Origin of the sequence: Pectobacterium odoriferum, assembly GCF_009931295.1 — a bacterium.
GTDB lineage: Bacteria > Pseudomonadota > Gammaproteobacteria > Enterobacterales > Enterobacteriaceae > Pectobacterium > Pectobacterium odoriferum.
The window spans coordinates 1,851,001-1,877,264 of sequence record NZ_CP034938.1; the positions used below are offsets into that span (position 1 = coordinate 1,851,001).

16 protein-coding genes, 5 tRNA genes and 3 pseudogenes are annotated in these 26,264 nt (G+C 44.8%); 16 read left to right on the plus strand and 8 right to left on the minus strand.

From position 1 onward, the window contains the following. Nucleotides 1-20: 20 nt before the first annotated feature. Nucleotides 21-458 (plus strand): hypothetical protein, encoded by a 438-nt coding sequence (locus EO763_RS08180; RefSeq protein WP_161528649.1) that lies wholly within the window; start codon nucleotides 21-23, stop codon nucleotides 456-458. 125 nt (nucleotides 459-583) lie between these two features. Here the strand turns inward: EO763_RS08180 and EO763_RS23580 are convergent. Both EO763_RS23580 and EO763_RS08190 read right to left on the minus strand, forming a co-directional pair. Then, a pseudogene (locus EO763_RS23580) lies at nucleotides 584-757 on the minus strand (Arm DNA-binding domain-containing protein); the annotation flags it as partial. 161 nt (nucleotides 758-918) lie between these two features. Further along, nucleotides 919-994: transfer RNA gene (locus EO763_RS08190), tRNA-Asn, on the minus strand. A gap of 379 nt (nucleotides 995-1,373) precedes the next feature. On the opposite strand from EO763_RS08190, the pseudogene EO763_RS08195 reads away from it, so the two are divergent. Both EO763_RS08195 and iraP read left to right on the plus strand, forming a co-directional pair. Next, a pseudogene (locus EO763_RS08195) lies at nucleotides 1,374-1,643 on the plus strand (LysR family transcriptional regulator); the annotation flags it as partial. 391 nt (nucleotides 1,644-2,034) lie between these two features. After that, complete coding sequence (gene iraP / locus EO763_RS08200) at nucleotides 2,035-2,301, plus strand: anti-adapter protein IraP (RefSeq protein WP_044209219.1); 267 nt, start codon at nucleotides 2,035-2,037, stop codon at nucleotides 2,299-2,301. Nucleotides 2,302-2,471: 170 nt separating this feature from the next. Here the strand turns inward: iraP and cycA are convergent, their stop codons facing one another. Further along, the gene (gene cycA, locus EO763_RS08205) at nucleotides 2,472-3,884 is read right to left on the minus strand and encodes a D-serine/D-alanine/glycine transporter (RefSeq protein ID WP_039490583.1); all 1,413 of its coding nucleotides are present in this window, start codon (nucleotides 3,882-3,884) and stop codon (nucleotides 2,472-2,474) included. Nucleotides 3,885-4,220: 336 nt separating this feature from the next. On the opposite strand from cycA, the gene EO763_RS08210 reads away from it, so the two are divergent. Next, a tRNA-Lys gene (locus EO763_RS08210) sits at nucleotides 4,221-4,296 on the plus strand. 461 nt (nucleotides 4,297-4,757) lie between these two features. Then, nucleotides 4,758-5,045, plus strand: coding sequence for a basic helix-loop-helix domain-containing protein (locus EO763_RS08215; RefSeq protein ID WP_161528650.1), 288 nt, complete (start codon nucleotides 4,758-4,760; stop codon nucleotides 5,043-5,045). A 93-nt stretch (nucleotides 5,046-5,138) separates the two neighbouring features. On the opposite strand, the gene EO763_RS08220 is transcribed toward EO763_RS08215, so the two are convergent. Further along, nucleotides 5,139-5,363 carry a DUF2594 family protein gene (locus EO763_RS08220; protein WP_039490581.1) on the minus strand — a complete coding sequence of 75 codons (225 nt, stop codon included), beginning with the start codon at nucleotides 5,361-5,363 and terminating at the stop codon, nucleotides 5,139-5,141. A 643-nt stretch (nucleotides 5,364-6,006) separates the two neighbouring features. Here EO763_RS08220 and uvrY point away from each other — a divergent pair. The 11 genes from uvrY to EO763_RS08275 all read left to right on the plus strand — a co-directional run bounded on the left by uvrY (nucleotide 6,007) and on the right by EO763_RS08275 (nucleotide 21,029). Continuing rightward, nucleotides 6,007-6,663, plus strand: coding sequence for a UvrY/SirA/GacA family response regulator transcription factor (uvrY, locus tag EO763_RS08225; protein WP_010279369.1), 657 nt, complete (start codon nucleotides 6,007-6,009; stop codon nucleotides 6,661-6,663). Next, nucleotides 6,656-8,488, plus strand: a complete 1,833-nt coding sequence (uvrC, locus tag EO763_RS08230; RefSeq protein WP_161528651.1) for an excinuclease ABC subunit UvrC — start codon at nucleotides 6,656-6,658, stop codon at nucleotides 8,486-8,488. The genes uvrY and uvrC overlap by 8 nt, the downstream gene beginning before the upstream one ends. Nucleotides 8,489-8,546: 58 nt before the next feature. Continuing rightward, nucleotides 8,547-9,095 carry a CDP-diacylglycerol--glycerol-3-phosphate 3-phosphatidyltransferase gene (pgsA, locus tag EO763_RS08235; RefSeq protein ID WP_010279374.1) on the plus strand — a complete coding sequence of 183 codons (549 nt, stop codon included), beginning with the start codon at nucleotides 8,547-8,549 and terminating at the stop codon, nucleotides 9,093-9,095. Between the two features lie 139 nt (nucleotides 9,096-9,234). Next, nucleotides 9,235-9,310, plus strand: a tRNA-Gly gene (locus tag EO763_RS08240). Between the two features lie 51 nt (nucleotides 9,311-9,361). Next, nucleotides 9,362-9,435, plus strand: a tRNA-Cys gene (locus EO763_RS08245). Nucleotides 9,436-9,443: 8 nt separating this feature from the next. Then, nucleotides 9,444-9,530, plus strand: a tRNA-Leu gene (locus EO763_RS08250). A gap of 203 nt (nucleotides 9,531-9,733) precedes the next feature. After that, entirely contained in the window at nucleotides 9,734-10,993 is a 1,260-nt protein-coding gene (locus EO763_RS08255) for a tyrosine-type recombinase/integrase (RefSeq protein WP_161528652.1), read from the plus strand. Between the two features lie 187 nt (nucleotides 10,994-11,180). Further along, entirely contained in the window at nucleotides 11,181-12,830 is a 1,650-nt protein-coding gene (gene dptF / locus EO763_RS08260; protein WP_161528653.1) for a DNA phosphorothioation-dependent restriction protein DptF, read from the plus strand. 4 nt (nucleotides 12,831-12,834) lie between these two features. Continuing rightward, on the plus strand, nucleotides 12,835-14,157 hold the full coding sequence (gene dptG, locus EO763_RS08265) for a DNA phosphorothioation-dependent restriction protein DptG (RefSeq protein ID WP_161528654.1): 1,323 nt from the start codon (nucleotides 12,835-12,837) through the stop codon (nucleotides 14,155-14,157). After that, the gene (gene dptH / locus EO763_RS08270) at nucleotides 14,138-19,219 is read left to right on the plus strand and encodes a DNA phosphorothioation-dependent restriction protein DptH (RefSeq protein WP_161528655.1); all 5,082 of its coding nucleotides are present in this window, start codon (nucleotides 14,138-14,140) and stop codon (nucleotides 19,217-19,219) included. The genes dptG and dptH overlap by 20 nt, the downstream gene beginning before the upstream one ends. A gap of 19 nt (nucleotides 19,220-19,238) precedes the next feature. Beyond that, nucleotides 19,239-21,029, plus strand: coding sequence for a DUF262 domain-containing protein (locus EO763_RS08275; RefSeq protein ID WP_161528656.1), 1,791 nt, complete (start codon nucleotides 19,239-19,241; stop codon nucleotides 21,027-21,029). Between the two features lie 43 nt (nucleotides 21,030-21,072). Here EO763_RS08275 and dndE read toward each other — a convergent pair whose 3' ends face one another. The 4 genes and pseudogenes from dndE to dndB form a co-directional block, all read right to left on the minus strand. Then, nucleotides 21,073-21,426 (minus strand): DNA sulfur modification protein DndE, encoded by a 354-nt coding sequence (gene dndE, locus EO763_RS08280; RefSeq protein WP_161528657.1) that lies wholly within the window; start codon nucleotides 21,424-21,426, stop codon nucleotides 21,073-21,075. Further along, nucleotides 21,426-23,426 carry a DNA sulfur modification protein DndD gene (gene dndD, locus EO763_RS08285; RefSeq protein ID WP_161528658.1) on the minus strand — a complete coding sequence of 667 codons (2,001 nt, stop codon included), beginning with the start codon at nucleotides 23,424-23,426 and terminating at the stop codon, nucleotides 21,426-21,428. Before dndD ends, dndE begins: the two co-directional genes overlap by 1 nt. Beyond that, a pseudogene (dndC, locus tag EO763_RS08290) lies at nucleotides 23,416-25,049 on the minus strand (DNA phosphorothioation system sulfurtransferase DndC). Before dndC ends, dndD begins: the two are co-directional and overlap by 11 nt. Beyond that, nucleotides 25,046-26,131 carry a DNA sulfur modification protein DndB gene (dndB, locus tag EO763_RS08295; protein WP_161528659.1) on the minus strand — a complete coding sequence of 362 codons (1,086 nt, stop codon included), beginning with the start codon at nucleotides 26,129-26,131 and terminating at the stop codon, nucleotides 25,046-25,048. Before dndB ends, dndC begins: the two are co-directional and overlap by 4 nt. Nucleotides 26,132-26,264 lie beyond the last annotated feature (133 nt).

Sequence of the window (26,264 nt, forward strand, 5' to 3'; positions counted from 1 at the left end):
GTAGGACATTTACCAGAATAATGGAGCATAAATTGAAATATTTGGCCCTGGCGTCAATATTATTTTCTATATCACTTAGCGGATGCGCCATAACCGTCAGCGATTTGAAAAACAGCAAATCATCCTTAGACGGCAGTTTCATTAGCAAGACGGGGTCCTCCGATACTTATCGAACCCTAAGGCACATGGCAAGGCAGTGTCTGGAATATCAGTCATATTCAGGAAATCCGGTCATCGTATTAAGCGAGTTTGACGGTGAGCGTAAAGAAGGTGAGATCACTCAAAAGCTTCTTTCAGAAGGACTGTTGATCAACAACACGCTAATTCAGATAGAAAGTCATGATGGTGACAAAGCTAAGATCAGCCTATACACAACCAAGAATATCTTGAGTACGGGCATCAGGTCGCCAAAAGTGAGTGATATCAAGCGCTGGGCTGACGGCGATAGAGCCTGCTAATATAACACTTAGCCATCCGATCAGGCATCCCAGCCTGAAAATTAGCAATTACACTTACACTGAAATTGAATTTTTCCACGCTTAACTTGCATATTTATAAGTGTACAGCCGTGTTGAAAGGGTTATTCCGGAGATAGCTTTAAACCGAGGCGGGATTCTTTTCTATTGATGCGATATTTGAGATACCAGAGACGTGAACCGCCTGGATTAACTAGAAGGTACAGACCATGAGAATCGGAAACTTTGAAAGGTTTAATGGATGATTTTAAGCTGCGGATTTTAGTGTCGTTCAGAGACATGTGGGGGTCACTCCGTCATCGAACCAACTTGACCCCAAATCTGACCACCAAATTCTCCCGATGCGGAGGGTAAACTGAAAATGCATCGGGAAGACTTTTCACGCTAACTTATTGAATCTGAATCATATAGGGATTCGCAAAGCGGCATGAAAACAAGAATTTGGCTCCTCTGACTGGACTCGAACCAGTGACATACGGATTAACAGTCCGCCGTTCTACCGACTGAACTACAGAGGAATCGGTTAAGTGCGATGGATAATAGCGGGAGCGTTTCGGGTTGTCAAAGGCTGTTATCGCCTAGTGCGTTTGATTGCCGAACTAATAACCAACATATTGAAATTATTGCTCAAGTTGAGCGCTGGAAAGCAATGAAATGCGCTGATGAGCGGGCAGGTGTGCACCCTAAAATAGCAGGGATTGCTTTAAGATGGTGCAGGTTGGTATTGGCTTGATGACGGGTTTCTCAGACAAAATCGGGGGCGTTGGTTAGCAGAATCATTGCTTTTCCTTATTTTACCTGTGTCTTATCAATGAGGTATCACTTTTTCTTAGACATAGAGACATAATATGGCGCGCTTTTTGCTACCTCTTTAGGGTAACTACTCAGGAGGCAGACATGAATCTTAGACGGCTCAAATATTTTGTGAAAATCGTTGATATCGGTAGCCTGACACAGGCTGCTGAGTTGTTGCATATTGCACAACCGGCGCTGAGCCAGCAGGTCGCGACGCTGGAGAGTGAACTCGAAAAACAGCTGCTGGTACGGAGCCGGCGCGGTGTTACGCCCACCGAGGCGGGAAAAATTCTTTATTCTCATGCACAGACGATATTGTCACAGTGCGAACAGGCAAAGGATGCGGTGAGTGGCGCACGGCAATCAATGAGTGCGTAGGCGTAGCCATAGAGCCAGCCATTTCCCGATGGCTGGCTACTCATTAGATTTTATGGTCAGTTGTACTATCAAAATGGTGTTCTTTCTTATTTTTTGTGAAGATCATCACATTCATGGCATTATCTATCTTCCTTAAAACAGGGATGTTCACTCTTAAAAATAAAATGGCTTTTTAGTTTTTTTTATTTATTTGGTTTGTTTATCTGCAACTTCATTTTATTGCTGCCGTATGAATATGATTTCCTTAAAATGGTAATAGACACTAGCGGTCAGGCCATTCACAGTGTTACATTAATCTTCGTTATGTTTTCTCTAATCCTATGCACCAAGAACAGGTGTTGCCCTATGGGTGTATGACGGTTATTTTTTTGATTAAGGAGTTCAAATGAATAATATTCTCTCTCATCTTTTAATAAAGCTGGCAGAAAAAGAAGTTGGAGAAAAAGCGCTTAATGCGAAGATTGAATCGTTAGAGATGCTGATTTCTGCTATTGTTTCAACACTTGATGACAGTAAAATCAATGAGTTAAATAGAAAGATAGAAGGTGTAGTTGCTGATGCTTCACAGCGGAAGGATGAACATAATTACTTAGCTCTCGAACTATTAGCAAGGAATATCAATCGAATCACAACCGTCCCATTACGGGAATAACTTTCTTATATATCAATGGTGACGACATTAATTGTTCGCATATTAATTTTCTTATATACAATTGAGAATTGTTTATATCCAATAATAGAGAATACTTGTGTTATGCGTGATTTTGCTGAAAAAAATTGAAGGCGCCGATGTTGTCCGCGCCTTTCTTGCGTTTATATCTTTTACTTCACGTCAACAGCCTGCTTTTTCCGACGAATAAACTGATAAGCAATAGCCAGAACAATAAACCACAACGGCGTGACAATAAGCGCCTGCCGTGTATCTGGTTGTAATGTTAACAGTACAATAACAAAAGCGAAAAAGGCTAAGCATATCCAGCACATGAAAATACCCAACGGCATTTTATAGGACGACTCGGCATGGAGCTGAGGGCGTTTTTTACGGTATGTCAGGTAAGAGCACAGGATGATGCTCCAGATGAACATGAATAAAATTGCGGAGACGGTGGTCACCAGCGTAAAGACCGTCATCACGTTCGGAATCAGGTAGATCAACACCACACCCGACAGCAGGCAAATGCAGGAAAACATCAACCCAGTCGAAGGAACCGCGCGTTTAGAGAGCATACCGAAACTTTTCGGTGCATCGCCTTGTTTCGCCAGGCCAAAGAGCATACGGCTGGTGGAAAATACGCCGCTATTGGCTGACGATGCCGCAGACGTCAGAACGACAAAGTTGATCATACTGGCGGCCGCAGGCAAGCCAACGAGGACGAACATTTCCACGAAAGGACTACGATCCGCAGTAATTGCCCCCCACGGGGTGACGGACATAATCATGATTAACGCAAAAACATAAAACATGATGATGCGGATTGGGATGGCGTTAATGGCTCGGGGCAGCACGACTTTCGGATTTTTAGTTTCAGCGGCGGTAGTACCAACCAGTTCGATACCAACAAATGCAAATACGGCGATCTGGAATCCGGCGAAGAAACCGCTTATCCCTTTAGGGAACATGCCGCCATCATTCCATAGGTTGGTAAAAGAGGCGACGTTTCCTGATGGGGAAGAGAATTGCATCATGACCAACGCGACACCGACCACGATTAACGCAACGATAGCGACAATTTTTATCATTGCGAACCAGAATTCCATCTCGCCAAACAGCTTCACGGTTGCCAGATTTAGCGTAAGTAATAGCAGTACGCAAAGCAGGGAAGAGACCCACTGCGATAAATCAGGGAACCAGAACTGAGAGTAGGCACTAATGGCTACGACATCGGCGATCCCGGTTACGACCCAGCAGAACCAGTAAGTCCAGCCGGTAAAGAACCCCGCCCATGGCCCAAGTAGGTCAGCAGCGAAATCGCTGAATGATTTATAGTTGAGGTTGGAGAGTAATAGCTCTCCCATTGCGCGCATGACAAAAAACAGCATAAAGCCAATGATCATATAAACGAAGATGATCGAAGGACCAGCCATGCTGATTGTTTTGCCCGAGCCCATGAATAACCCAGTACCGATCGCTCCGCCGATGGCGATGAGCTGAATATGACGATTAGTCAGATTCCGTTGCAGTCCCTCTCCCTGTTCGGGGGCAAGGTCTGCGGCTTCTTTTGATTGTTCGACCATGTAAGTACACTTTCCTGTTTCTGTCTGTGATGTTTTTTTGAGCTCTTTGGCGGCTCTCATTTGCGAAAATCGAAACGAATAAGATAGCGCAACCGCAGTACTTATTACAGCGGATGTCTGAGATAGCCAAGCATAAAGAGGGCAGATAATGATGTAACGTGATGCTGTATGTTTTTTACCCTAAAATGAAGAGGATATAAATTGGTGAGAGGCAGAGATAAATAGGCTGAACAGGTTAACAAAATTACCAATTGCTAACAATTTTATTATCACACATAAAAAATTAATATGAAGTGTTTGACAGGCACGTCGGGGAGGAGAATAATTCCCCCCGTTGGGTCGTTAGCTCAGTTGGTAGAGCAGTTGACTCTTAATCAATTGGTCGCAGGTTCGAACCCTGCACGACCCACCAACAATTTCAATAGCTTATGGGCTTTAGTTCAATTTGTTATTATTTTTGTTTTCTTTAGTTAATTTTCAATTATATCCACCCTTGACGTTAACTGTATTATTCTGCGTTAATCTATACCCTCTTTTTTATTCATTTCATTTTTATCACAATTTCGCTTGCTTAATAGATGTGACTGTTTCGGGCATATTTTATTCATATAACGCTTTAACGCCAGATGAATATATAAAAGGGGGGATGATATCGCTGAAAGCTATCACTCTGCTTGGTGAGAATGTGCCTCATGCGTCCTGAAGAGTTGCGAGAAGGTGCTATGCTTAACAGAGGGAATCGTTGACAGATCGTTTATGATGTTACGAGTTGTTTGCACAGGGTTGTGTCTTATCCACTGGGGCGGCGTTTAGAGGTAGCTGGAGTTTCCTGGTTAGCCATAAGCAAGTTTCTGCTTGACTTCGGAGGTTCATATGGGATTCGAAAAACTACTGGCTGTCATAGAAAAAAGTCACCAGGATCCAAAGTCGGTTATCTCATTGTCTGAACTGAGCCAGGCAATCCATGAGATAATTTGTACTGAAAGTTCAAAAGAGTACAAAATAAATGAATGCTTCACCGAGTTGAGGGAACTGGTTGATGAAAGGAAAGCACTCTCCAGAAAACAGTTGTTGGATAAAGCGTTGGTGATGGAATTAACGCAATATAAAAAGAAAGAAGAGGCTCTGCTTTTGAAACTCATCAATATCGGAAATAAGTAGACGAACGTCTCTATTTTTTAAATCAGGAAGGCAATGCTAAATATCACTACACCGCCAGATCAAAATATTAAGATGGCGGTGTAGCAAATAGTGCTATTTACGGTAGCTGGTTTTGATTTGTTTAATCGTGTTATCAAAGACAGTGGCTTGCTCGGCATCTTCCAATTGCGCAATATATCTTTCCATATTGATGATAACTTTACCGGCATCCGCTTGGCCGATTGCTTTTAATAACAGCGTAACCATAGCCTTCAGGCAGGTAACCTCATGGGCCAGCGTTTCAGCTGATGGAGCAGTAGAAAAATCTGCGTTGCTCATGTTTTCTCCTCAACAAGAAAAAGATGTTTTTTTCGCCTGCTGCGGGCGTTACCGCTGATGCGACAGGCAGAACCAGATGGACGGGAGTATAACATAAAGCATATTGTGGATTGATATTATTCGCGGATAAAACCATTTTAGTGACTGTTTTTTATGCATTTAACTTATTAAAATAGCGTCTATATTTTGGCTGTTTTTTTGTGGTAAAGGCTATAGATGCGTTTTGTTTAATACATATGATGTTCACTATGGACGTTTTTCACTGAATATATTATTTGTATAATACAGCGGTTGACGATGATAAAATTTCTAATCACATCGTGATTACAATAGTGACTTTTTATTGACATTCAAGATGTAAAGCCAATTGCATGCCATTTGATTTGCATTGTTTTTTATACATTTTGTGCCAATGAAGTGTTTATACTGTGTGGCGTATTTGAAATGTTAAGAGTGTGATCAACATTCACCATCAGGTTAACGATATATTGTTATGATCGGGAATGCGCTTTATTCCTTCTCGGCATATTTTAAAATACATATTCATATAAATCTGTGTTCATTATTTTTTGAAACCAACGTAGTATCACCTGCAAGCAATTTTTTATGTAAGTGTTACTCCCTTTTTTTGGAGAATTATTCTTTGATTAGCGTTTTTCTTGTTGATGACCATGAATTGGTGCGGGCAGGGATACGACGCATTCTTGACGATATCAAAGGTCTGAAAGTGGTTGGTGAGGCATGCTGCGGTGAAGATGCCGTTAAATGGTGCCGAAGCAATGATGTGGATGTTGTCTTGATGGACATGAGCATGCCGGGCATCGGCGGGCTTGAAGCAACGCGCAAGATCCTGCGCTTTACTCCAGATATAAAAGTTATCATGCTCACTATTTATACTGAGAACCCGTTGCCTGCTAAAGTTATGCAGGCTGGCGCTGCGGGGTATGTGAGTAAAGCTGCCGCCCCTCAGGAAGTGATTTCTGCCATTCGCGCAGTACATGCAGGTAAACGGTATATTGCTTCTGATATTGCCCAACAGATGGCACTAAGCCAGTTGGAGCCGCAGACAGATGCGCCGCTGGAGTGTTTGTCTGAACGCGAATTACAGATTATGCTAATGATAACGAAGGGGCAGAAAGTGACTGAAATCTCAGATCAGCTTAATCTTAGCCCTAAAACAGTGAACAGCTATCGTTACCGTATGTTTAGCAAGCTGAATATCAACGGCGACGTGGAGCTGACCCATCTGGCTATCAAGCATGGGCTTTTTACCGCGGAGACATTGTTAAGTAGTGAGTGAGAGTTTCGATGCGTCGGCATTTTTAAAAACGGTAACGAGCCAGCCCGGTGTCTACCGGATGTATGATGTCGGCAATACGGTCATCTACGTCGGTAAGGCAAAAGACTTAAAAAAACGACTTGCCAGCTATTTCCGCAGTCATGTTGCCAGCCGTAAAACCGAGGCATTAGTCAAAAGCATCAAGCATATTGATGTCACGATCACGCACACAGAAACTGAAGCCTTACTGCTGGAACACAACTACATCAAGCTTTATCAGCCGCGTTATAACGTCTTGTTGCGCGACGATAAATCCTATCCCATGATTTTCCTGAGCGGTGATGCTCATCCACGTCTGGCCGTTCACCGTGGCGCTAAGCATGCGAAGGGCGAATACTTCGGTCCATTTCCCAACGGCAATGCCGTGCGTGAAACGTTAATATTGCTGCAAAAACTGTTTCCGGTGCGCCAGTGTGAAAATAGCGTCTATCGCAATCGCTCTCGTCCCTGCCTGCAATACCAAATTGGTCGCTGCCGCGGGCCTTGCGTTAGCGGTTTGGTTAGCGAAGAGGATTATCAACAGCAGGTTGATTATGTTCGCCTGTTTTTGTCTGGCAAAGATCAGCAAGTACTGAATCAACTCATTTCTCGGATGGAAGCGGCCAGTCGCGATCTGCATTTTGAAGATGCAGCTCGGATACGCGATCAGATCCAGGCGGTTCGACGAGTGACGGAAAAGCAGTTTGTTTCCGGCGACGGCGAAGATCTGGATGTTATCAGCGTTGCCTTTGATGCTGGTATGGCTTGTGTCTATGTCCTTTTCATCCGACAGGGAAAAGTGCTTGGCAGTCGGAGCTATTTCCCCAAAGTGCCTGGTGGTACGGAATTAGGGGAAGTCGTGCAGACTTTTGTTGGGCAATTCTATTTGCAAGGAAGCTTAGGCCGAACGCTTCCTACAGAAATTTTGCTCGATTTCACTCTGCCCGATAAAGATTTGCTGACGGAATCTCTAACGGTAGTTGCGGGAAAAAAAGTACAGATTCAGACGAAGCCCCGTGGCGATCGTGCTCGTTATTTAAAACTGGCGCGGACGAATGCTGCCACGGCGCTGGTCACAAAACTGTCTCAGCAGTCCACAATTCACCAGCGTCTGGCTGCGTTAGCCAACGTCTTGCAGTTGCCAGCAATCCATCGAATGGAGTGTTTTGATATCAGTCATACGATGGGAGAACAGACTGTGGCATCCTGTGTCGTATTTGATGCCAACGGTCCGTTACGTTCTGAATATCGCCGCTATAATATCAGTGGTATTACGCCTGGCGATGATTATGCCGCCATGGCGCAAGTCCTCCGACGCCGATATGGCAAAGCGCTGGATGACAGCAAAATACCGGATGTCATTGTGATCGATGGTGGAAAAGGGCAGCTCGGTCAGGCTCAGGCCGTATTTGACTCGTTGCAAGTATCATGGGATAAAAATAAGCCTCTGTTACTTGGTGTTGCGAAAGGCAGCGATCGTAAAGCCGGACTGGAAACGCTGTTTTTTGAGTCGACGGGCGAGGGCGTGGCACTGCCGCCGGATTCTCCCGCATTGCACGTTATCCAGCACATTCGTGATGATTCGCATGACCATGCAATTGGCGGACATCGTAAGAAGAGAGCAAAAGTAAGAAATACCAGTACGCTGGAGCTTATCGAAGGCGTCGGCCCTAAACGTCGTCAGACCCTGCTGAAATACATGGGAGGGCTGCAACCTTTGATGAATGCCAGTATTGAGGAGATTGCAAATGTTCCAGGAATTTCGCATGCATTGGCAGAAAAAATCTTCCATGCATTGAAACACTAGGGACAATGTAGCAACATACTCCTAGTATCCACTCCAGCCAGATAGTTACCTAAGCGCTATGCAATTTAATATACCGACGTTGCTTACTCTGTTTCGTGTTGCTCTTATTCCGTTTTTTGTGCTGGCGTTTTATCTTCCATTCGTCTGGGCACCGCTGCTTTGCGCGTTGATTTTCGTGTTTGCTGCCGTGACGGATTGGTTTGATGGTTTCCTTGCCCGCCGCTGGAAGCAAACCACGCGTTTTGGTGCCTTCCTCGATCCTGTTGCGGACAAAGTGATGGTGGCTGTCGCGCTGGTATTGGTTGCGGAGTATTACCATTCTTGGTGGATTACGCTACCAGCAGCGACAATGATCGCGCGAGAAATCATTATTTCGGCATTGCGAGAGTGGATGGCTGAAATTGGCAAGAGAAGTAGCGTTGCCGTGTCGTGGATAGGGAAGGTTAAAACCACGGCCCAGATGATGGCGCTTTTTGCTTTGCTATGGCGTCCGGAACGCATTGTTGAAGGCGTTGGTGTTGTGGCGTTGTACATCGCGGCTGTACTGACTTTCTGGTCCATGTTTCAATATTTGAACGCTGCGCGCCACGATTTGCTTGAACCTTGATCGAAGCGACGTAAAAACCAGCAAACGAATGCGGTTGCTTGATAATTCTATTGACTCATCGTGTCAGGTCAGTAGAATGCACCGCATCAACAGCAACGCTGGTTTGTAAGAAGTTAGAAGAATCAGTAAGTTCTGTGTTGCGGGAATAGCTCAGTTGGTAGAGCACGACCTTGCCAAGGTCGGGGTCGCGAGTTCGAGTCTCGTTTCCCGCTCCAATTTAAAGCATCGGCAATTGCGGATGTTGGTTACTAAAACCTGAATATTTTGGCGCGTTAACAAAGCGGTTATGTAGCGGATTGCAAATCCGTCTAGTCCGGTTCGACTCCGGAACGCGCCTCCAATATTTAAGCCCGGGTGGTGAAATCGGTAGACACAAGGGATTTAAAATCCCTCGGCGTTCGCGCTGTGCGGGTTCAAGTCCCGCCCCGGGCACCATTGATAAATCAATAGACGTCAACCGACGTCTATTTTTTTGCCTAAAACCCACGGTTTTACTGGCTCCTCCTTCATTCCATACTCTTCCTACGTCAATACAATTCAACTGACATCAACTTGCTTGTGCGGGTACAATTGCGGGTATACTTCAGTATGGTAAATCCTTGTACCCTCAATAACGCATTTATTGAAGGAAAAGCATTATGGCACTCACGGACATCAAGGTACGTTCAGCAAAACCGGAAGAGAAGCCTTATAAACTTACCGATGGAAACGGTATGTTTCTTCTGGTTCATACCAACGGGTCCAAATATTGGCGCTTACGCTATCGTTCGGATGGCAAAGAAAAGACGCTGGCGCTAGGTGTTTACCCGGAGGTTTCCCTTTCTGAAGCGCGTCAGAAACGCGATGAGGCACGAAAACTTATTGCTGCTGGCGTTGATCCCAACGAGCATAAAAAAGCAGTCAAAACGCAACAACAAGATGATGAGCAAACCTTCGAGGCTGTGGCTCGCGCTTGGCATACTGATAATAAGAAGTGGTCGGAATCCCATGCCGAACGTATCCTGAAAAGTCTCAGCGACAATATTTTCCCCGCTATCGGTAGCAAACACATCTCAGATCTGAAAACACGCGACTTGCTGACACCGATTAAAAGCGTCGAACGCTCTGGACGCTTAGAAGTGGCTAAACGCCTAAAACAACGCGTGACTGCCATTATGACCTATGCCGTACAAAACGGCCTGATTGACTATAACCCGGCGCAAGATATGGCAGGGGCAATTATGCCCGGCAAAGTCGAACACCGCCCTGCGTTGGAACTCGAACGCTTGCGTGAACTACTTGGCCGTATAGATGGCTATAAAGGCCGTGAGTTTACCAAGTGGGTGATAAATCTTTCCTTGCTGATTTTTATCCGTTCCAGTGAACTCCGTTTTGCTCGCTGGCCGGAAATCGACTTTGAACGAGCGTTGTGGACGATTCCCCCTGAACGTGAACCGATCCCCGGAGTGAAATTCTCCGAGCGCGGTTCAAAAATGCACACACCACATCTTGTTCCACTAAGCCGTCAGGCACTGGAGATCCTTAAAAAGATTAGAGAGGTGAGTGGGCATTGTGAATTGGTTTTCATTGGCGATCATTCATCACGAAAACCCGTCAGTGAAGGGACGGTAAACAAAGCGCTGCAAACTATGGGCTACGACACCAAAACGGAAGTATGCGGTCACGGCTTTCGTACAATGGCGTGTAGTTCGTTGATTGAGTCGGGGTTGTGGTCTAGGGATGCGGTAGAGCGGCAGATGAGTCATCAGGAACGCAATGGCGTTCGAGCGGCGTATATCCATAAGGCGGAGCATCTGGATGAACGCAAACTGATGCTGCAATGGTGGGCGGATTTTCTCGATGCGAATCGGGAGAGAGCGGTGAGTCCGTTTGATTTTGGGAAGTTGACGGCGGGGTAATGTGTAAAACAAGCAGGCTGTATTCTGGCTGCATCGTATACAGCTTGCATATTCTGATAATCGAAATTAGTTATACGGCACAGAATATTTAGTAGTGAGCGATAGTTTAAAGAATTTTAAGTCTGGTGTAGAGAGCATGCTTATTTGTATAATATAGTTACATTTTTCTCTCTAAGACCAGATGGTTATGAGCGCAATCACATTACGTAAAGCGTTGGGTGTACTTGCGAAGTCATCTTCGTTTTCTGTAAGCACTGAGACTCATCGGCAAAAAGATATATTCGATGAGCTAAAAGAACAACTCTTTGTCAAACAAGAGATTGAAGAAGACTTACAGCATTACCTGGATATTGCGAAGCCTGGTGAGATCGTTTTTCTTTGCGGAAGTAGTGGGGATGGGAAATCCGAAATTTTAACCCGTTGTAAGTCAGAACCACGATATCAGCAGAGGTTTAGTTTCCATCTGGATGCTACACATAGTTTTGCTCCTCGACAGTCAGCTATTGATGCATTGAATGATTTATTTAAAAATCATCATCAACAATCATATCCGCTTCTCATCGGTATCAACACTGGGATGCTCGCCAACTTTGCCAGAGAGGGGGATGAGGATCATCAGATTATCCGCTCTGCGATTGACTCATTCTTGTCAGAACAACAGGATGGGAATCGCCCTTACCGTAGCGGAAATTGTTCTTTTTTTGACTTCGAGCAGTACCCTAAGTTCAAGTTTGACGAAGATCGGCAATATTCACCCTTTATAAAAAACTTATTAAATCACTTAACGAGTGGTGATGATAACAACCTTTTTTACACGATTTTTCAACGTGATGAGTTAACTCAGGATGATTTAAATACTGTTGCTAACTTCAAACTGCTCTGTATGCCTGGCGTTCAGAATGTCTTAATCACCCAACTCTTTAAAACCCGGTTAATTAAAGACCAGTTTGTTACCACAAGAACATTACTGGATTTTTTGCATCACCTGTTACTGGGGCCTGGCTACCTGTTTGATAATCTCTTCAACGGTGCAGAAAATGATCTGATTAAAAAGGTTTCTGATTTTGATCCCGCCAGATTACATACCTATGAACTCGATCAATTCATTTTGCGCTATGAGCTTGGCCTTGTTGATCCCGATCTGGATGCTTTTCTGGCAACGCTTGAACATTTACATATTACGTTTGATCGCAAGTGTGTTAAGTCAGGTGATGCCGCCTCATTAATTCGACTCTTCTGGCTGCTACAAAGTGAGTCTCTGGGGAATAATTATCACCAGAAATTTCAGGCGTTCTTTAAAGAGTCACTGCTCGAACATTATTCAGAAATCTGGCACCTGCATAAAAATTACACCGCAGACCTGGAACAGAAAAGATTGTTGAACCGGTTTTATTCTTTCGAGCTTATGGCTGGTATCCAACGCTACGCGAACCGTAAAGCACCAGAGTTGAGCACGCAAAAAGATGAGTTCTTTTTAGGCGAGTTTGGCGGCGTTAAAATCACTGCGCCAGTTGCACTGAAACCGGACTGGGATGCCATTCTCAAGAAAAATACGGTCCATCCAACCTGTTTTGACGTTTATTTAAAAGTGGGGCAAAACTCACTAGGACCTATCCGTATCGGCCTTAATTTATTTGAGTTATTGCGCAAACTGAACAATGGCTATCGTCCGAATAAATATGATAAGAGCGCGATTGTATTACTGGATGAAATCGTAGAATTGATTGCGGAGCAAGCCAAATCCAGCAGTGAAATCAAATTTTATGATGGTGCACAGCGGGTTTACAGCGCCAGGTCGGACGACGACATGATCACCATTAGCGGCATGGAGGGGTAATATAATGAATCCCATTGCAGCAACGTTAAAAGTGGGTAACAACCAACTGGATAGTTACCTACCGGTGCGTAATAAAAATAATAATATTAACTGGCAAATCGTCACCGGCTTGGTACTGAGTTATGCCCTGAAGCGTAAAATCGACGCCTACAATACTGAGCAATTTCGCGAGGACTGCAAAGCCCACCTACAAACATTAATTGATGAGCCAGCTTTCTGGCACGTACTGGAGCGGATGTATTTTTCCAACCAGGACATCTTTCGGGTCTCTCCGCTTTTTTTGCTGTTTCACGCCCAGTTTGATGCTGAAAAGATAAATGTAGGCTCCACGGCAGATAAACGTCTTGGAACGCTGTTCGCTAATCTGATGAGGGGGTTTAGCCTGAATTACCCGATACAGGACAAGCTGAACTTCATCGAACAGCAAATGCTGAATAAGCTCAATGAGAAAGTAAAACTTCTGGGGGAAGGTCCGTTTGCCGAAGAACAGCCTTACCTGCCCTACATGGTAACGTGCTTCCAGTCCGATCTGGCCTTTCTGGCCGATCATCCGCAATATCTTTTGCAGGAATTGACCAATACCCTGCGTTTGTACGCCTTTAGTTGGTGTGCTCAACTGGCGCTTAACTTGGACAACTGGCGGGACGGCGAACCGCAAAGTAAATCGCTGTTTTTTATTCTTGATTCCGAAAAAGCCAGCTCAGAGCGGGACCAGATAAAACGCTTCGGCTATAAGTGGTTCGCTAGCCAAAGTGAAAAACTTTTCCCGATACTCTCCGCGCTGGAGGTTTTGCAATGGGGTAAAGGCACGAAAAAGCGTCCACTGTGGCAGGTCTATCAGGATGCCCTGAATAATTCAGATCCTACTTCACAAACATTAAATGACCTTAACAAGTATTTGCAGGATTTTATTGAGGATCGCCAACTTACCTCTCGCGATCGCGCGACAAGCCTGGACGATGCTTTCAAACAACTATTATCCGTCGCTGTTGAACAATTTCAGGGCAAGAAATCTGAACGCGCATCAGTAAATCGCAAATATATCAATGAACTGGAGAGTCTGATTTGTACTGATTTCATCCAGGTGCGTGGCCGGGCGGGGAAAGTGCTGGTGCTGAATCAGGATCGGTTGTTGTTACTGACCAATCTTACCGTGGGTAAAAACAAAAAACTTCGGTTGAATGAACTGTTGCGCGGTTTTGAGCAACGCGGGTTTTATCTGGATAACCAGTCTACACAAATGCTGGTAGCGTTTTATGAACGCATGGGAAACGTGGAGCGAATGAGTGACAGTGGAGACGCCGTATATGTCCGTAAAACAGTATGAAACCTATCTGGCGAAAACCTTCATTGAATGGGTTAGCAGCACCATCGAACCAGGTGAGCGCTACCAGTTTAAATCTCCCGATCCTGATAACGCCTTAAAACTCTGGGAGGCGTTCGACTCCCTGGCTGGTGGAAATACATTAGAGATTGCGCCGGAACAGCATCTTTCTTACGTATCATGTAACGGTATTCAGCTTATTCCGGTATTGCACGGTACTACCGCGCCTGCATTTACGGAAAACTATATTTCCCATTTGCGAGATGAGGTTTCCGGCCGAAACGGGATTTTTGCCCAAACGGCGTTGTTGATTATCCATAACAGTATGTTGGATACCTTGCTCAATAGTACCAAGGATGTGGCCGCACTGAATGCAATCTGGCATCCCGAAACTTTCCGTCACCAACTCGAAAAATTAATCACAACGGATAGCGCTCGTTCGCAAGTGTCCCGCTGTTTGCTAGGCGATCAGTTGACAACAATACTGGATGAAGGCGCAACCGTATTTGGTTTTTCATCGTTATACCGTCTGCTGGACGATGGTAATCTAGATTTCTCGGAGCTAAAACTATTCAATGATAGCCACTTATTGAATTTTAGCGGTAAACAGCTACGCTCCCGATTAAATGAAAACCAGAAGTTATATCGCCAGATAGAGGACAGTATCGAGCGTTACAGTGGGCAACTGGAGAACGTGCTAACCGAGTTCAATACCAAATTTATTCAGGAGCATTTTGTCGATAAAGACGACTGGCGCGAACTTGATTTCTCGGTCTACCAGGATGAGAAAGCGCGGAACAGCGAACAGAAGCTGATACTGGAAAACATCGGCGTTGAAAACGGTGAAGTCTGGCAAAGAGCAAAAAGCACCAGTAAAGCGGGTAAGCGTGATATCAGCGTCCTAGTGCAGGTACAGCCGGGGCAATCGCAGGTCGAACTGGAGTTCAGCTTTCAGAGCAACGACCTTCAGGATGACCAGATAAAAATTGCTCATCATCGCCGGTTACAAAAAGAGCGTTTCTGGCGCACCAGCCGGGCTGGGGGGAAAACCTCCCGTATTATGGCATCAGTACCTTTCGACGGGAACCCCTGCTTTTTTAGCCTCGAAATAGTCAACCGCAATAACTCGGCGGAAGAGTATAAGTTTCGCCTGCTGATAGTTGAACAAGGGCAATTTTGGCTGAATGAGATCCAGCATTGCTATCGCATTGAGCCGGGTAAAGACCAATTAACGCTGCAACTGGAAGATAACACGTTACGCATTGCGGAGACTGGCGACCAGACCCGTACTCTGGATGAAGAGATCGATGATATTGATTGTCGGCAGTATGCGTGGGTAAATTTTGAAACGCTGGCTAATCAAAGTGAACTAATCAAATTTGCGCTGATTTCAGGTGATTCTCGTCTGCTACTTAACATAGAAGGGCCGGGGGCTGAGGAAGGGTTAACACTGCCGTTACTGTTTGATCAGAGTCGTTTCAATAAACTCTTTAAGGAAGATGGCAATGCGACCTGGAACCGGATGAAAGGGCGCGTCATTCTGGATAACACCGAGCATAATGTGGTCGGTGTGCGCCAGCAGTTACTGATGCTGGAAGCCTCACTGATTGCGCAGAACCTGCTTGGTACAGGCAGTGACGACAGCGTGTTTGCGCTGGATGAACTTAATGCCAGCTACCCCGACCTTCATGCTGCCTACCACCAACTGTTGGCTTATTATCAGCACCGTAACACTCTGCCGAGCCTGGTGTCGTGGTCAGCAGAATATCGTGCGCTGGTCAGTCATGTGGTGGGGACTTTTGAACTGGCGTTACAACAAATTGGCCTGAGCAGGACGTTGACACCACAGGAAAAACGGCTGCTACATCTGGGTATTTGCCGTGGTGAAATACATGAACGCCTTTCGCCATTGCACCCCTTAGTGTTGGCCTATCATCTGCAACTAGCGGAAACCATCATCGCGGAGCCAGAGCAGCCTACATTAGCGTCCTTTGCCTCACTACCGCCTATTACCCTCGATCGTCTGGTTGTCTCTGGCTTAATGCCGTTTGTCTACCATAGTGAGCATGAATACGCGCAGCTACAGCCGGTGGCGGAAAACCGCTTCTGGATTGACGTTATTCCCCAGCGCCAGATGAGCCATGACTACGTTAAACGTCTGGTCAAAGACAAACTCAACGAATTTACTGATGCTTATTCCCGGCTGTTCCAGAGTACCGGAAACAATGCGCTGATCATCAATGCCATTAATCAGGGCAACGCTAGAGAACTGTTTCTGGGATTGGTGGAATACTTTAAGCAGGAGAAAGAGAGCGCAATTTCGGTGCATGTAAACTGCTACGATGAACGCCTGTTGCCCAATGCGTTTGACCACTTTGCCGAAAGCGGTAGCTATGAGCAGCTTAAAAACGATCTTGGTCTGAACAGCGGCGCATGGCGTGCAGAAGCCGATATGCTGATCGATTTGCTGCGTAGCCGTTTAACGTTCAGTAAATTTGTCCTGCCGCAGGAAAGTGACAAACTAGCCTACGCCCATCTGGCATTTTTTACCAATACCGCGCCGGTTGATTGCCGTCAGATCCGCATTGAAGACGCTGCCAGCGGGGTGTTATGTCATGGGCTTATTGCTGGCGAAGGGGCGGAAATCCAGGGCGATGCCTACTTTACCGCTTTTGGCTTGCGTAATGTCGATACTGAACCTTACTGCGCTCTGCGCCTTGCACGCTTGCTGGGCGGCCTGTGGCAACCGGCGCGCCAGAGCAACAGCCAGTATCACGGTCAGGGAATCAGTCTGGCAGTGAGTGGCAATTTTAAGCAGTTGCTTGATTACTCTTATGACAGCTCGCTCTGGACCACCATCATCGACCCTAAAGTCACACTCGATTTCTTTACCAGTCAAAAAGATGTGGTGCTTATCCACTACTCTGACCAGTACACCAGTTGCGCAGGTTATGACGCCGTGACCGTCACAAAACAGGTTGAGCTGTTCTTGCGTCTGCTTCAAACAGGAAATCAGATCGGGCAGCCTTCCGTTGATAGCCAGAACCTGCTTGCCGAATTTAATGCCTTTAACGGTGAATGGCTGCTGAAAATGCTGCGTTCTGGTGAGAAAGAGCGCAAAGAGAAGCACGGCATTATTGGCGCGTATAAATTCGTGCAGTCCATGCTGCATCAGTCCGACATTTGCTGGGTTCCGCTATCGGTGGCTGAAATGATCCGCGTATCCGGTAACGTCGGGCTGAGAATGAAAGAGAGCGATTTATCTCGCCACTTGCAGGGTTATCAAAGCGGGGCAATTTCTGACGATGTACTCTTTGTCGGCTTCAAAGACAACAGCCTTTATCTGTTACCGTTGGAAGTAAAAACGGGAGTGCGGCCTGATTACAACCATGCTGGGCAGCAGGCCCGTGAACTGAAGCGTTACTTACAGCAGGATATTCTGGGGCCACAAACGCTGGCCTCACAACTGTACCGGGCACTTTTTATCCGCCAGGTATTAATGCAGGTGGAAAAGCTGCGTCTATATGGCGTGCTGGGTAACGACAAACTGACTCCTCTATTGGCACGACGCGAATGGTGGCTCACCGGTGACTACCAGTTGGGTGAACTTGCCGACTACGTGGATGGCTTTGTGGTAGCGCATGTAGACAGTGAGAGCTGTTTTGATCTCTCTTATAAAGAGACGGCGGAGAATATCTTACAGATTGAGATCCCTTATTCACTGTTGCCTTCGCTGATTGCCGCACAGGGGGATGAACTACCTCTTGCCGAGCGTTACCGGGTGCCGGAAAAATATCGGCTTAAGTCTGGGTGTGATGCCATTCCGTCACAACCCGAAGTCGTAGTAGAAGTCACAACGCCGGCTACTGCACGGTCCATTTCGGAACCGGAGTCGTTACAGCCTGCTGTACCGGTGGCGACTTCTGATATTAGTGATACTCCATTACAGATCCTGTTTGGTCATGATGCTGCGCGTCAGAGCCCGTTACATTGGGAGCCAACCAACACCGCGAAATTCATGAATACCAATACCGGCATTATTGGAACGATGGGCACCGGTAAAACCCAGTTTACTAAATCACTGGTCACACAGTTGATGCGTAATCAGTCCTGTAACGTTGATGGCAAACCTATTGGTTTGCTGATCTTCGACTACAAATCAGACTATGTGGATGAGGCTTTTCTTGATGCTACGGGGGCCAAAAAGTACAAATTATTTAAGCTGCCTTACAACCCATTATCTCTGTTTGGTGACATGCCAATGCTACCAATTCATACCGCTGGTGGGCTATCGGAAACGATGGCAAAAGCCTATGGGTTGGGCCATAAGCAGCAGCTCAAATTAGAAAATCTAATCTTAGAATGCTACGAAGCTGCAGGCATTTCGCCGGAAGATCCGACAACATGGTCAAGGGCTGCGCCGACGATTGAAGATGTATGGCAGTGCTTCCTCGATCAGGAGAAGGTTGAAGAAGATTCGCTTTACGCAGCACTTTCTAAACTGGCGCGTTACAAGATATTCGAGACCATCCCGGAGAAGATGACCAGCTTGTACGAATTGATTGACGGTGTCACTGTGATTGAGCTGGCTGGCTATCCGCCAGAAGTGCAAAACCTGGTGGTCGCCCTGACGCTGGATTTGTTTTATGCACAAATGCAAAAGCGTGGTAAACCTGTAGTACGAGGAGATTATCGTCAGCTTACCAAAATGATTCTGGTGGACGAAGCCGATAACTTTATGCGTCAGGATTTTTCCAGTCTGCGTAAGATTCTAAAAGAAGGCCGTGAGTATGGAGTTGGTGCGATCCTGTCTACGCAGGAGATCACTCATTTTAAGACTGGGGAAAATAATTATGCTTCCTATATTTTGACTTGGGTGATCCATCGTGTTTCTGAGATTAGGAATGCGGATATCAAGGCGGTATTTAACGTTGATGATAAAGGTGAGCAGGAGTCTTTGATGGGGCAGATTCGGCAGCTTGAGAAGCATTTTAGCCTTTATATTGATGGTTCAAAAAAAGTTTCCAAGTTACGCGATAAGGCTTTCTGGGAACTAGATAAATAAAATTTACTGGAGATATAAAATGAATGTTAAACCTGAATATATGTCTTTTGGCGAATTATTTAAGAATAGCAATATTTTCTATACGCCTACATATCAGCGAGATTATTCATGGGAAGATGAGCAGATAGAGCAATTTTGTAATGATATACAAGATGCTTTGAGTAAAAAGAAATCAAAGAAAAGTTGCGAACATTTTTTTGGAGGAGTTGTCTGTGCCCAAGAAAAAACTTTTGGAGGGCACAGAAGGATAGAGAATTTATTAGTGGATGGTCAGCAAAGGCTATCAACTATTGTACTTTTCTTTTCTGTCATTCGGAATGTTATTAATGCACTTAATTGTGAGGAAGAAAAAGACTCCGAATACAGAACCATGATTTTAAAGGATATCTATAAATACTTTCATCTTGATGAAAGAGAAAATCGTGAAATTAAAAAGCATGTAAGAATTACAATAGGCAATGCTGATAACGAATTCTATCAATCATTAATTGATGCGAATCCATTAAGACCCACACGGAATTCTCATGAATTAATGTTAAGGGCCAGGAAGAACTTCAATGCCTTTATTAAGGACAGTCTATTTAAAAATAAAAAAATATCCGAGTGTTTAGAAATCATTGATGACATAGTCAAGTTGTTTGAAGAATCTTTTTTAGTCATTCATATTGTAACCAATAGTATTGATGATGCATACAAGCTATTTACCGTGCTAAATGATAGGGGTATTAACTTAACTGAAGGAGAATTACTTAAAGCATATACAATAGGTATATGTAGCGATAACACCTCGTATCAACGGAGTATTTCAGATAATTGGGATGCCATACTTAAACATCCATCAAAGAAAGTAACTGATTATTTAAGATGGATTTTAATTATGTTAACTGGCACTAATATTACTGCTTCGTCTGTTCTGGAAGAATATAAAAAGACAGTATTTAATGAATCAATAAATAAATCAGAAATAAATAAAACAGTTGGTTACATTAGAGAGTGTGTTGAGAGACTGGAGTATATATCAAGTGGCGAGTGGCCATTCGAGAATGACAATGATAATAAATGGCATAAAAGTAAATTAGATCTCCTTATCAATAAATTAAAACATTTGCATGCAATGCCATTATTACTGGCTGCAAGTTTTTCATCTGAAAATAATTTTAAGCATATTGTAAATGAAACAAGCAAGTTTTTTATTAGATGTAAAATGATTAGTGACTTACATGCAAGTATTTTCTCAAAATTATATGCAACCCTGGCATTAAGAATACATGCTGAGCGTGATAGGTTTGATATTTCTAATTTACATAACGCATTTAATGACACTCTATTAGATAAAGATCATGAAGATGTAAAATTTATTGCCAATGTTAGAAGTCTGATCTATCAAAAAAAAGGAGATAATAAACCGATAAAATGTTTATTAATGACAATTCAGGAGAACTGGGGATGGTTAATACAACCTTGCCAGGGTAATAGCCTAAATAGATTAAAGCGAGAGGATCAAACTGTAATTTTCGATTTTAACAGTATGACTCTTGAGCACATATATCCATACTCAGCACATCAAGAAGACAAAAATATGGATATGGAAAAATTAAAAAATAGCATTGGCAATATTGTTCTCTTAGATCCCTCCAGAAATAACAAAAATGATAATAAGTCTTTTGAAAATAAGAAAAATACATTTAAAAATACAGGAGTTGGTATCCACTCATGGATTTATGAACAAGAAAAGTGGACAGAAGAGTCAGTTAAACAACTTACAGATATGTATGTTGATGCTGCTGTAAAAGTATTTTCCTTTTCCTAGAAGAACACAGAAATATGGCGCTGTTATTAGCGCCATATTTATTTCATATGTTTTTAGATAAATCTTTTAAGTTTCGATAATTTCTTAATGCCGCAATCCCATCCTCAACATGCGCAGCCCAAGCCTTGATCATATCCTTCTGCGCTATCTGCGGATAAAGCATCTTCAACACCAGTTCTGTCGCCTGCAATGTCTCCCCCAGCCACGTAATTTTATCCAGCACCAGTGAACCATCCAGCTTTTTACTATCCCGTTCCAGCGAATAGCGAAATTCACTCTCTACCGAACGGAAAAACGCCAGCCGGGCGGCAACATTCGGCGTGATTCCGGTATATCCTTTCAATCTCTTAAGCTGCTCTTCAGTCTGACGACTAAGCACCATTCGATTTGGGAGCATCAGACTGCCTCCTTGGTTAATTCCCAGAAATAGCCGGGTTTCAGCGCCGATGATTTAGTATGTGCATTAAACACAATCTCATACGCATGAGAAATATCATCACGCAACTGATCGACAAAATAACGCTCATCCACTTCCGTATCAGTAGACAACAGCACCACCTGATGGCTGGCAAACGGGAAATAGTGGTTAATCAACTTATCGCGGTGTTGAGAATCCAGACGCCCTAACGGCGTATCGATAATTACTGGTAGATCACGGCCAGAGGTTTTTGCCAGCGCCTCAAGAATAGCAATCGCATAAATCTGCTTTTCACCCGCAGAAAGTAGCTTACGGTTTATGACGGAACCCTGTTCATCAATCAGCTCAACGTCAAACGTATCTGGGTTAATATGCGCGCTAAGTTGCAAATCTTCTTTACGGGCCAGTTTGCGGTAGGCGATTTCGAAGTTCTCTGACAGCGTTTTCACTCTTGCCTGCGTCAATACATCACTATACCGGTCGAGCAAATTAATTGTCTCTTGCGCGTTTTTAAAGGCACTGCTAAAGCCATGCTGGCTGCGGGCAACATCGTGCATTTTTTGTACCTGACGGACGCAATCCAGTTGCTGTTGCTTAACCTGTTTAGCGTCTTCCAGCAATGAAAGATATTTTTGCCGCTGTTTTTCACGCTGTTTATCCAGATCGCGCAGTTTCTCAAAGAGATCCATTAACTGGTCGTCTTCCGGGGCGCGGGCAATATTGGCGGCAGCCTGCTCTAATAGCTGTTCAATCTCCGCTAACTGAGTACGGTAAAGATCGAAGCGTTGCCATGCCTTTTTGCTGTCTTGTTCAATCGACTGCTGGAGCATACCAGCTTCACGTTCAGAGATATCAAATAGCAAATCGCCTTTAGGCTTGGTTGCCATATACTCTTTCAAATTATCGGTAATCGCTTCCGTGGCAATTTTACTGGTGGTGCTGGAGCGCAATGCGATATCGTTTTTAAGTTGAGCTAAAAACTGCCCCAACTCTTTTTCAAAACTCTGAGTTTGCTTAATCTGGGTTTCATCAGCAATTTTTCCCAACAACTGGGATAAAGTGTTCGGGGCCAGCGCATAAGGTAGAGACCCATCACACTCCTGTCGCAGTGCTTTTTCCAGACGCTCCTTGTCTTTGAGCAGCGTATCAACTTTCTGTTTTTCCTGCGCTTTAGTCTGGGCAAATGCGCCACCCTGCGCATTCAGTAAGCCTTCATAGCGGATAATATCTTTAGACAGAAACTCAATCCGCGTTTTGGAAAAATCGGCTTTTTCTAGCAGTTCTTCTGTCAGGTAGGCTAATTCTTTACTTTGTTTTTCAAGCTCAGCAATCTGCTGTTGCTGAGAACCCGCTAACTGGCTGGATTGCTGACGCTTAACAAAAATTATTAAGTCATTACGCAGTTTTGATATTAGATCCAGGCCCAATAAACGACGCACGGCAGTGCGAAGAATATTGCCTGATTCATCTTCCGCCAGCTCCGCAATTTTCTCGCCGTCAAAAAAGAACAGATCGGCAATGCCGTGCGGAATTAATTCATTAAGAAATCCCTGGCACTGATCGTAATCCAGCTCACTGAGCGGCTGCCCATCCTGTTGCAAAGAAAGACGATCTTTCTTCCCCTTTTTCCAGGCTCGTGTAACGGTGAATTCCGCTTCATGACCGCCCTTATTGTAGGTAAAGGTCAACTCGACAGCCGCTTCTTCGGGTTGCTCAATATAGTACGCGCCGTTGTGAATTAACGAGCTAAGCTGTTCAATATATTCTTGTTGTTGCGTCGCAAGGCCAAACGCTAGCCGACCATATAAGGCCAGACGGATCGCCGACAGAATCGACGTTTTTCCTGCCCCGTTTAAACCACCAAACAGTACAATAGGGCGAGAGTTCGCTTCGTGCGGGCGCTTTCTCGGAGCTAGATCTATGGTGTGAGTACCGTTAAATACCCGAAAATTATGTAATACGAGTTGTTTAATGAGCACGTTCGTTTTCCTCCTCGACCAAAACAGAGGATTCGCTGTAATCGACAATTCTGCGCTGTAAAATCTGAAGTTCAGCTTCCAGCTTGGTGATTTCTTCCTGATGAATATCCCGGTCGTTACGTTTTTGTAGCGCTGACTGTTGCTGCTGTATCTCTTCGAGACTCCCCCAGTCCTGTTTTAGAATGGTACCGAGCTTGTCAAAAATACCCTGACGGCGGCTTAACCCTTCCATTGACACTTCCAGTTCAATCAGTTTCATGACCATCTCGGGTGCAACGTCAAATCCCTGAGCTATCTGTACCAGCAAATCGGCATCACTGGCGTCAAAGCGCGACTGGTCATCAACTACCCAGTCCAGATCCTGTTGATAAACTTCACGGTAAATACCAGGTAGTGTGTCGTACCAGTCTGGCTCATTAGGATCTTTCAGCCATTCCTGGCGGATTGCATGCAATTCTGGCTGCGTGATTAACGTGATGGTATGGCCTTGGGCATTCAAATCGCGCTCAATCTTCAGTAGCTCTTTAAGCCACTGCTGGCGATATTTAAGCCAGTACGGACCGGGAACATGCTTACGCTCTGCGCTAATTTCTTCACCGTCTTTCGCGTACTGATAACTCACCTTGCCAGTACGGCGTTTGTAGTTACGATATTTATCTTTATTCACAGGATCAGTAGTGAATGCCAACAGATCACGGTATTTCAGCAACGGGGACATCCACTCTTCACCGTTTTTAATCAGACTTTCCATCGCTTTATCTTTGGTGACTACGGTACAGGTCCAGCAGCCAAAGCGAGAGTTTCCGCAAGAAGGGGTACTTTCGTCGATCACCAGCGGACACTCGCCCTGTGCGGAAGAGTCCATATACAGCGTCCATAGAGGACGGTTGTTCCCCCCCACGGGCTTTCCCATTCGTCGATATCTTCAGGGGCATAGCGAAACGCACCGCGCAGCAGCTTCCAGACGTCTTCTACATCCCAAGTATCAATGGGGGTGTAGATAAACGCATTTGCCAGTGTGGTATGCCGGGCTAGGCGTGAGCCATCAATTTTATGCTTTGCGATCACCTGCGCACGAGAAGCACTTTCACTACTGCGTGAACCCAGCACAACAATCACCTCATCAAACTGGCTGACCTTATCTTTAATAAAGTCGCTGACCGGGTTGATCTTCATCCGCTCGGTACACCAGCGAAAACTTCGGGTTGGGGCCGGGTATCCTTTCCCCAGCAGATTCACCCAGAAGGTTTCATTGGTTTTTGGCATCACGGCATGTTGAGTGATCGGCAGACCATTACGCTTTGCGCCTGCCTCAATCTGCAACATCGTTTTCTTAATCAGATCCACAACGACCGGCGTTTCCACCAGTGTATCGGAAGACACCAAAAAAACATCTTTGCTGCGCATTTCTGGGGGCAGACCGAGCAATGCCAGATACACTAGCGTGATCACGGCAGAAGAATCTTTCCCACCGCTGTAGCCAATTACCCACGGGCGCTTGTCTGCACAATAAATTCTTTGCACTTCGGCAACATATTCGGCCAGAGGGCGTCCAGCGAACTGCTCCTGATTAATAAAATCTTCGTATTCGGCCAGATCGAAGGCCTGAACTAATTTACTCATGAGACAACCATTTGGGCTTCAAGCTCCTGTTCTTCAGGAGTGAGGGGAAGTGATAGTGCATTTTTCAACGCATTACAGGTTAGTTGGATAGCTGCACTGGTTTTACTTAGCTTACCGTGCTGCATTGCCCGTTTAATCAGCTCGGGGTTACTTTTACGCCAATCAAAGGTTTTGAGTGTCGATAGTTGTTGTTGCCAGTGTTCCGGATATTCTGCAAGCAAACAACGACCTAACAATCCTAACGCCTGAAGTCCGATACCATGAGCATGTACATAATCTTGACGTAGCTGTGCGGGAGAAACTTCTTTTCTTGCTGCTAGTTGCCAGTCTGGCATAACCTGAAAAACAGCTTGCCAGTAAATCGTAGCAATGTGTGTGTTTGCCTCAATATCACCCTCTTTAGGATCTTTACCCAACAGAGCTTTGGTTGCCTGTTTAATGCTACTTAAAGTAAATAGTTTATTGGATAGTGTGCTAATGCTGGATTTCTCCAGTTCCGTTAATCCAACAAACGGTTCAACGGACATAGCCAGATATCGAGCTAAATTTGAGCTGATATCACGGTGATCATACAGTGCCGATAAAGAGGGACTTGGACGTATAGCATACTTGTTCAGATCGGCAAACATTTGCTGACTACGCTTTAACCCTTCATCAACAAAAAATAGTACTGGGATGTTGTCTTGCCCCAATTCTGGGCGCTCCTCAAGAGCATCCTCTATTGCTTTTCGACGATGCTGGCCGTCATTGATGAGAATTTGAGCTTCCATGGGAACCCGTAATGTTCCCAGATTATTCGAACCAGAAAATTCATCGAACTGTACATCAACTGCAATTGATGCAGTCAAAGCTGAGAAAACATAGTCCTTTGGATTTTCAAGTAGATAACGAACCATTTCTGGAATGCGAGATTTGTTCAATATGCGCTGAGCTCGTAGCTCTGGTGGAACTTCGCTCTCATCAAAACTAAAAATTTTAGGGATGATGCGCATTGGACAAGTAGCAATATAAAAGGGACGTCCAGCCTGTATGCCACGTATTGCTGGAAATGAGTAGCAGTAATCTGCGTCAACGTTAGCCATCAGTTTCGTCCATTTATTAAGCAAAAAGCAGAGTGTCTTTATGTTATATTTTACGTAATTTTATAAAATTTTTCACGTAAAATTAGGAGGGAATCTCACGGGTGTGTGTTTTTTGAGCTGCCAAGAAAGGGGG

Bases quoted from the DNA above. Each gene is read 5' to 3' on its own strand.
- dptH (WP_161528655.1), top strand. From the start codon at position 14,138: ATGTCCGTAAAACAGTATGAAACCTATCTGGCGAAAACCTTCATTGAA.
- EO763_RS08220 (WP_039490581.1), bottom strand. From the start codon at position 5,363: ATGAGCAACGCAGATTTTTCTACTGCTCCATCAGCTGAAACGCTGGCC.
- EO763_RS08255 (WP_161528652.1), top strand. From the start codon at position 9,734: ATGGCACTCACGGACATCAAGGTACGTTCAGCAAAACCGGAAGAGAAG.
- EO763_RS08215 (WP_161528650.1), top strand. From the start codon at position 4,758: ATGGGATTCGAAAAACTACTGGCTGTCATAGAAAAAAGTCACCAGGAT.
- EO763_RS08180 (WP_161528649.1), top strand. From the start codon at position 21: ATGGAGCATAAATTGAAATATTTGGCCCTGGCGTCAATATTATTTTCT.
- dndB (WP_161528659.1), bottom strand. From the start codon at position 26,131: ATGGCTAACGTTGACGCAGATTACTGCTACTCATTTCCAGCAATACGT.
- EO763_RS08275 (WP_161528656.1), top strand. From the start codon at position 19,239: ATGAATGTTAAACCTGAATATATGTCTTTTGGCGAATTATTTAAGAAT.
- dndE (WP_161528657.1), bottom strand. From the start codon at position 21,426: ATGCTCCCAAATCGAATGGTGCTTAGTCGTCAGACTGAAGAGCAGCTT.
- dptG (WP_161528654.1), top strand. From the start codon at position 12,835: ATGAATCCCATTGCAGCAACGTTAAAAGTGGGTAACAACCAACTGGAT.
- cycA (WP_039490583.1), bottom strand. From the start codon at position 3,884: ATGGTCGAACAATCAAAAGAAGCCGCAGACCTTGCCCCCGAACAGGGA.
- pgsA (WP_010279374.1), top strand. From the start codon at position 8,547: ATGCAATTTAATATACCGACGTTGCTTACTCTGTTTCGTGTTGCTCTT.
- iraP (WP_044209219.1), top strand. From the start codon at position 2,035: ATGAATAATATTCTCTCTCATCTTTTAATAAAGCTGGCAGAAAAAGAA.
- dptF (WP_161528653.1), top strand. From the start codon at position 11,181: ATGAGCGCAATCACATTACGTAAAGCGTTGGGTGTACTTGCGAAGTCA.